Here is a 7,004-nt window from a genome sequence, read left to right as displayed (position 1 = left end):
CGTGGGGGTGGGGCCAAAGCCGCTGGCCAGAGGCAGGCGGGCCTGTTCGGGGCGGGCAATCACCTTCCAGCCTGCAATCGCACCGGCACCGAGCAGGGTGCCAGCGATCATCAGCGTGGCCAGTCGTGTGCGGGGTCTGGTGACCATGGGTTTTTCCTGTGTTTCGGGAGTGACGAAAATTCGTTAATCAAACAATTAATAATTGACCTTTCCCCCCCACGAAGCTGAATATCGGGCGTAATCAGACAATACAGCACACAAAGCCGGGGGAACGGGAAAGAATGCAAAGCGGATATTTTTCCTGTGGCGATGTCAGGCTTGCCAGCGGGCAGACCCTGCACGATACGCGACTGGCATGGCGGATGTGGGGCACCCTGTCAGACAGGGCGAATAATTGTATTCTGGTGCCCGCTTATTATGGCGGCAGCACCGGGTCTTATGCCCCGCTGATCGGGCCGGGCAACGTGTTTGACACGGATCGTTACTGCGTTATTACGCCCGGCCTGCTGGGTGCTGGCGAATCCACATCGCCCAGCACGTATGGCGGGGGTGTTTTCCCGCTGGTGGATATGCGTGACAACGTGCGTTGCCAGCGTCGGATGCTGCGTGAGCAGTTCGGGGTAGAAAACCTGCCTCTGGTGGCCGGGTGGTCTTTGGGGGGCATGCAGGCCCTTTACTGGGCGGCCATGTATCCGCAGGCGGTCAGTCGGGTGCTGGCGACCTGTGCCACGGCAAATTGCTGGCCACAGAACAAGGTTTTTCTCGAAGGTATGGAAAGTATCCTGACGGCGGATGCAGGCTATGCCAAAGGCGGGTTTGCCGCCCCCCCTGTGGCGAGCGTGAAGGCATTTGCGCGCAGTTATTGCGGCTGGGCGTATTCCCCCGACTTTTTCCGCACACATGGTTATCGGGAACTGGGTTACCATACGCTGGAGAGCTTTCTGAACTATTGGGAGGAAGATCATCTGGAGCAGAATGCGGCTGATCTTCTGGCGGTTCTGCGCACATGGAAATCTTCCTCTTTCCGGCATGGGCCGGGTGATGATGTGCTGGATCTGGCAGATATCACCGCCCGCGTGCTGCTTTTGCCTTCGGTTAATGATGCCTATTTCATTGAATCGGAGGTGAGGATGGAGGCTGCTTGGATCGCGCAGGCGGATGTGTGGCCTCTGGTTACCCGTTACGGGCATTGCGCGGGTGCGCCGGGGCGGTTTGATGAGGCCACGGGGCCGCTAGCCCGTGCTGTGGCCAGCCTGCTGGCAGGAGAATCGAGCGAAACGGGCACCGTCAAAGGGTAAAAACAGTTTTAAAACAAAGGCTTGTAAAATTCTGCGCGTGAATCGTCGTTTCTTATTGATTAAACGTTTAATTAATTGATATGCAAGAAACAGAAACGGCGGTTCGTGCAGAAAGCAGCAGAGCGGCACAACAACGGAGAAAAGACAGTGTCAAAGCAATGGATGGTGGATTCCAGCGGTCAGGACATCAAAAGCCTGATGGCCGATATGTCCGAACGCGGCATCAAATACTGCATCGGCGCATATGTTGATATTCACGGGGTGCAGAAGGGCAAGGTTGTGCCGGTGGATCATCTGGCGCACATGGCGGCAGGCTCCGAACGCTATACCGGCTACGCGCTCGATGGTCTGGGCCAGAAGCCCAATGAAGATGAACTGGTTTCCATTCCCGATCTTTCCCATATCGTGCAGTTGCCGTGGGAACCCGCTCTGGCCTGGATTCCGTCGGACCTGTCCTTCAAGGGGCAGCCTTACCCGCTGAGCACCCGTGTGGCGCTGAAGAACCAGATCGAAATCGCACGCAGCATGGGTTTTGAGTTCAATCTCGGGATCGAATGCGAAGTTTTCCTGCTCAAGCCGCAGGCCGATGGCTCTCTGGTGCCGTCTGACCCGACGGATAATCTGGTGAAACCCTGTTATGATGTGCAGGGTTTTGTGAACAGCTTCGGCTGGCTGGACAAGGTGGCCTCCTGCATTAATTCGCTGGGCTGGGACCTGTATTCCTTCGATCATGAAGATGCGAACGGCCAGTTCGAGTTCGACTTCAACTATGCCGATGCCCTGACCACCTGCGACCGTCTAACCTTCTTCCGCTTCATGGCCAAGCATTACGCCAAGGAAGAAGGGCTGATCGCTACCATGATGCCCAAGCCCTTTGCCGATAAAACCGGTAATGGCGCGCATTTCAACATGTCGCTGGCTGATCTCAAAACCGGGCAGAACCTCTTCCAGTGCAGCCCGGAGGAAGATCCGCGCGGTATCGGCCTGACCCAGCTTGGCTATTACTTCATCGGTGGTATTCTCAAGCATGGGCGTGCGCTGTGCGCGGCTTTTGCGCCTACGGTCAACAGCTACAAGCGTCTGGTTCGTCGTGGGGCCATGAGCTACTTCTCATGGGCACCGGTGTTCAACTCTTATGGGTCCAACAACCGTACCAACTCGGTGCGCGTGCCGGCTGGTGGCGGACGTTGCGAATCCCGTAATGCCGATGGTGCGGTCAACCCGTATCTGGCAGCGGCTCTGGTGCTGGCAGCGGGTCTGGAAGGTATTCGCGAAAAGCTCGACCCCGGTGCCCCCAACGAAGACAACCTGTACGAAATTTCCGAACAGGAGCGGGCCGACCGTGGGATCGAGTTCCTGCCGCAGACCCTGCAGGAAGCCGTGGCTGCGTTCGAGGAAGACCCGTTTGTTGAAAGCGTTCTGGGTGCCAGCCTCAAGGCGGAATTTGTGCGCTACAAGCTCGAAGAGTGGAACAGCTACCACCTGAGCATCTCACCGTGGGAAATCGAGCGCTACGCTTCGATGTTCTAAGCCGGTTTTTCAGGCCGGGCGCTGCCAGTCAGCGCCCAAAGGGCGGCGCGCATCCTTGTGGTGCGCGCCGTTTTCTTTTGTCCGGCTGTGTGCGGTCTCAGGCCTTGAGATGGCTGAGGATGATATCCACCAGATCATCGATGGACTGTCTGTAATCAAAATCGGGGAACATGAAGGAACGGAAAAGACAGCCATCCAGAAAGGTGGAAATGAAGATGGAAATCTGGCGTGCTTCCACACGGCGGAATTCGCCGCTTTCCATGCCCGCCTCGATTGCGCTGTCGAGTATCTCGAACTCTTTTTGATAAAAACGCTGTATGGCTTGGTCCAGCCTGTCTTCACGCTCATGCGTGGTGGCATAGTCCAGACTGACCTTGGCCAGCTTTTGCAGCATGATGTAGTGGGTGGCGTGTACCTGTATCCACCCTGTAATGGTATCGGTCGGGGTCTTGTTGTCCCGGCTGGCTTCTTCAAAAGTCCTGAGCGCTTCCTGTGTGGCTTTTTCCACGGTTTTGAGGAACAGGTCGGACTTGTTGTTGAAGTAATAATAGATCAGCCCGGAATTGATGCCCGTCGAGCGGGATATATCCTTGATCGTAACGGATGAATAATTGTTTCGGGCGAACAGGTCGAGAGATTCCGTCGTCAGCAGGGCGATGGATTCTTCCGGTGCGCGGCGCTTGCGCCGTGTCGGGGCCGCAGAGGTATTCTGCCCGGTTGTCTTGCTCACCATGTCTGTCTGTCCTGATCGGTGCGTGCCGTATCTTTTATCAGATGTGGCTTTCTCCTTGAGCGCTGGCGCAGGCCGCGTCAAGGCTGCAACCTTATACAAACCGGTGTTTTGGCGAAAAACAGGTATCAGGAAAAAATGCGTCTACAGACTGAACGAACTGCGGTGCGTTGCTCTGTATACGATCAATGTGCTCTGGGGCCACAGCACAGGGCCGGGGGCGCCCACAGGGCACCCCGGCGTGGTGGTTAGAACTCTGCGGAAAAGGTGAAGTGGTAGACACGGGGCAGACCGGCATAGAGGCTTTCCGCCGCATTGCTGGTGGCCCCCGGTGAACCTGTATAGACCGAAGCCCAGTAGCGCTCGTTTGTGGCGTTGCTCACCCCAAAACGGACAACCCACGGAAAGCGGTAAACATGAAAGCCATACCGCGTGCCTAGATCCAGCGTGGTGTAGGAACCGACATGCAGGGTATTGGTCAGGTTTGCGGCGCGGTCACCCACATAATGAACATTGGCATTGAACGCCCAGCCAGAGGCAAGCGGCCCGAGCGAGGACGGCAGGCGATAGTCGAGCAGCAGGTTGGCCTGTATTGGGGCTACCCCAACAATTTCCTTGTTGTTGTATTGGGCTGTCTGGCTTCCCACCAGTTCCGCGTCCAGCCAGGTCATGCCTGCCAGAACAGACAGGTTCGGCAGCACTTCGCCGGAAATCTGTGCTTCGACACCGTAATTGCGCTGGGTGCCGATATAGCCATATGTCTGTTTTGTGCAGGTGGTGCCTGTCGAACAGAAGTTACCGGCGTATTGTGATGTCATGCGGAAAGCAGCAACATTGAACTGCATTTTCCCGTAGCGGAGTTTGTAGCCGACTTCATATTCCTCAGGGCGCGCTACCGGGAGTGCCTGATAGGCATTGGTGTTGGAAGCATTGGCCACGGGGCCTGCCTGTACGGAGCGGGCATAGGTAAAATAAAGGGTCTGATTGTCAGTGGGCTTGTACAGCAGGCTGGCAGTGGGGCTGAAAGCCGCCGCCGGAGGGGCCGGGTTTACCTCAGTCAGAGCGCTTTTGTAATTGCGTGCGCTTTTCTGGTCTATCCAGCTCCACGCAAATGTTCCCATAATGGCCCAGTGTTTGTTGAAGGTCATCGTATCACCCACGATGAAGGACTGGCTGGACACAACGCCAGACTGCCAGCGGCCATGGTAATAGGGCTGCGTGCCATCAACCTTGCGGGGGTTGTACATGTTCGCGGGGTCGGCGCTGGTTATGGTATTCTGTGTCGTGCCTGCGGTTGTCGGGTTGTAGGTGCCCATGATGTAACCGTTGGTGCCAATGACCAGATCATGCTTGATGGGGCCTGTGTAAACCCGACCGTTGAAATACGCCATGTTGCTGCCGGTGCGGAAGTCATCCGCAGTGGCGGCTGCTGTTACTGTCTGGGTATAATCACCGGCATTGTTGATGAGTGTGTTGGTGGAAGAGAATGACTGGCGGATGGCGTCCTGATACAGTCCACCCAGTGTAAAGCTCCAGTCCTTGTTGATCTGATGCTTTATCTTGGCAAGGAATGTATTGGTTTCCATGTTGTAGCCACTCCAGTCCTGCCCCAGATAGGGCTTACTCAGGTCGGGGGCCTCGGGTATGCTGGTAACGGCGGTATTGCTGGAAATACCAAAGCCCGGAGCCAGACCGCGCGCGGCATAGGTGTAGTGGCTGGCATCGAGTTCGATAACGGTTTTATCGTCCAGATGGATGTCAAAATCCGCACTCACCATTTCACGGCGGATCCAGCTTCCTTCCGTATAGGCCGTGCCATCGGCATGGAGCATGTTCAGGCGGTAGCCGAACCAGCCATTTTTGCCGATACGGCCGGAAATATCACCGTTGACCGTGGGGGTGCCAATGGAATCCACACCAACAGAAAGGCGCTCTGTACGGCGGTCTGTCGGGCGTTTGAGCGTATATTCAAACACACCGGCCGGGTTCTGGGGGCCATACAGGGAGCCCGCCAGCCCGTTAAGAACCTGAAGGTTATCCACCCATTCCGCCGGGTAGGGGGTGGTGGATACGACATTCAGCCCGTCCAGCCGGGAGTTGGAGACCACGTCAGCCTCAAACCCGCGGGACTGCGGGCGCGCTGTGTTGGGGTCGCCACGGATTTCAAGCTGTACTGATGGCAGATACTGCGCCATGTCATTGATGTTGCGGAGCTGCTGGTTGATCACAACATCATGCGGAACCCCCATGACAGAATAGGGCGTATCCAGCGTATCCCGGTTACCCAATGGGCCGAGATAGACGATCTTGTTCATGTATTTGGCGCCCGTGCCGTCCGCTGCATGGTGGCCATGGACATTGATGGTCTCGCCGTTTGAGCCATCGAGAATGCCGGCAATGGGGGCGGTGGTGGAGGATGCCGGGGCGTTCTGGATTTTTGTTTCAGTTTTGCTGGCAGCAGTATTTTTCACAGCGGGTTGCTGTGTGGAGGGTGCGGCTTGTACTGCTGTTGTCAGAAAAAAAGTGCTGAATGCTGCAGAGGCAAAAAGAAGCTGGTGGCGGCTGGGCATAAACATGGTGGTTTGCCTCTGAAAGGTGATGGTGCGCCTCTTCTGCCGGGCAGGGGGGCGGCTTGTCTATATCTGTTGGGGCATAAACCTATATATGAATGAATATGGACACAGGGTGGTGCAGGAATAACACACTGGGGTTACCGTTAAGAACAAATCGCGGAATTAAAGGTTTTTTCAATAGAAAAAATAGACAGTTTTATAGGGTAACGATTTCTTTGCGGTTCCCCTAAAAATCGCCTCACCTTGCACAAGGCAAGAGTCAAGGCGCTTAAACGGGCGTGCGGAAATGGCTTGTTCCATCAAAGAGTAACGCAGGCCATGGCCTGAAAAGGCTGTCCGTTACTTTTGTGGCAGACCCGGTTGGGAGGGCTGAGCAACGGGTGTCGGGGCTACTGTGCCGTCATGCAAGGCCAGAGCCGCGGCTGTGGCGATATCGTGCCGCAGGGCAACAATGGATTGCCCGCCGCGTGGGTGCACGCGGTTGGTCAGGATTAGAACAAAGCTGCGTGTGTCAGGAACCATCCAGAGGGATGTGCCGGTAAAGCCTGTATGCCCAAATGAATTTTTTGGAAAATAATCGCCACGGGGCGTTGAGTAATGTGTGGCAATATCCCACCCCAGTCCCCGCAGGTCTGTCTTGCCCGGAGGCTGTTGCGGGGTGGACATCAGGCGCAGCGTGCGGGTCTGTAATGGAAAAGGACTTGTAAGCCCTGCGCGTTTGTCGAGAAGCGCCTGAGTGTAGCGGGCCATGTCCTGTGCGCAGGAAAATAATCCTGCATGCCCGGCAACGCCTCCCATGCGGCGGGCCGTGGGGTCATGAACGATCCCTTGCAGCATGGTGCCGTTTTCATCGTACTGGGTGGGGGCTATGGC

The 7,004-nt window shown here is 56.3% G+C and carries 5 protein-coding genes; 2 read left to right on the top strand and 3 right to left on the bottom strand.

Annotated elements, in window-relative coordinates; translation table 11 throughout:
• The first annotated feature begins 281 nt into the window (after nucleotides 1-281).
• The gene (locus tag ABF757_RS11960) at nucleotides 282-1,298 is read left to right on the top strand and encodes an alpha/beta fold hydrolase (RefSeq protein WP_415482553.1); all 1,017 of its coding nucleotides are present in this window, start codon (nucleotides 282-284) and stop codon (nucleotides 1,296-1,298) included.
• Between the two features lie 147 nt (nucleotides 1,299-1,445).
• Complete coding sequence (gene glnT, locus ABF757_RS11955; protein ID WP_415482552.1) at nucleotides 1,446-2,828, top strand: type III glutamate--ammonia ligase; 1,383 nt, start codon at nucleotides 1,446-1,448, stop codon at nucleotides 2,826-2,828.
• A gap of 97 nt (nucleotides 2,829-2,925) precedes the next feature.
• Here glnT and ABF757_RS11950 read toward each other — a convergent pair whose 3' ends face one another.
• The 3 genes from ABF757_RS11950 to ABF757_RS11940 form a co-directional block, all read right to left on the bottom strand.
• Entirely contained in the window at nucleotides 2,926-3,561 is a 636-nt protein-coding gene (locus ABF757_RS11950) for a TetR/AcrR family transcriptional regulator (protein WP_025859805.1), read from the bottom strand.
• Nucleotides 3,562-3,806: 245 nt separating this feature from the next.
• The gene (locus ABF757_RS11945; RefSeq protein ID WP_415482554.1) at nucleotides 3,807-6,128 is read right to left on the bottom strand and encodes a TonB-dependent siderophore receptor; all 2,322 of its coding nucleotides are present in this window, start codon (nucleotides 6,126-6,128) and stop codon (nucleotides 3,807-3,809) included.
• Between the two features lie 342 nt (nucleotides 6,129-6,470).
• Nucleotides 6,471-7,004: serine hydrolase domain-containing protein (locus tag ABF757_RS11940; RefSeq protein WP_415482551.1), on the bottom strand; the 534-nt coding region annotated here is incomplete at its 5' end.

Source organism: Acetobacter papayae (genome assembly GCF_047721125.1).
GTDB lineage: Bacteria > Pseudomonadota > Alphaproteobacteria > Acetobacterales > Acetobacteraceae > Acetobacter > Acetobacter papayae.
This window is presented reverse-complemented; position numbering and strand designations above follow the sequence as displayed.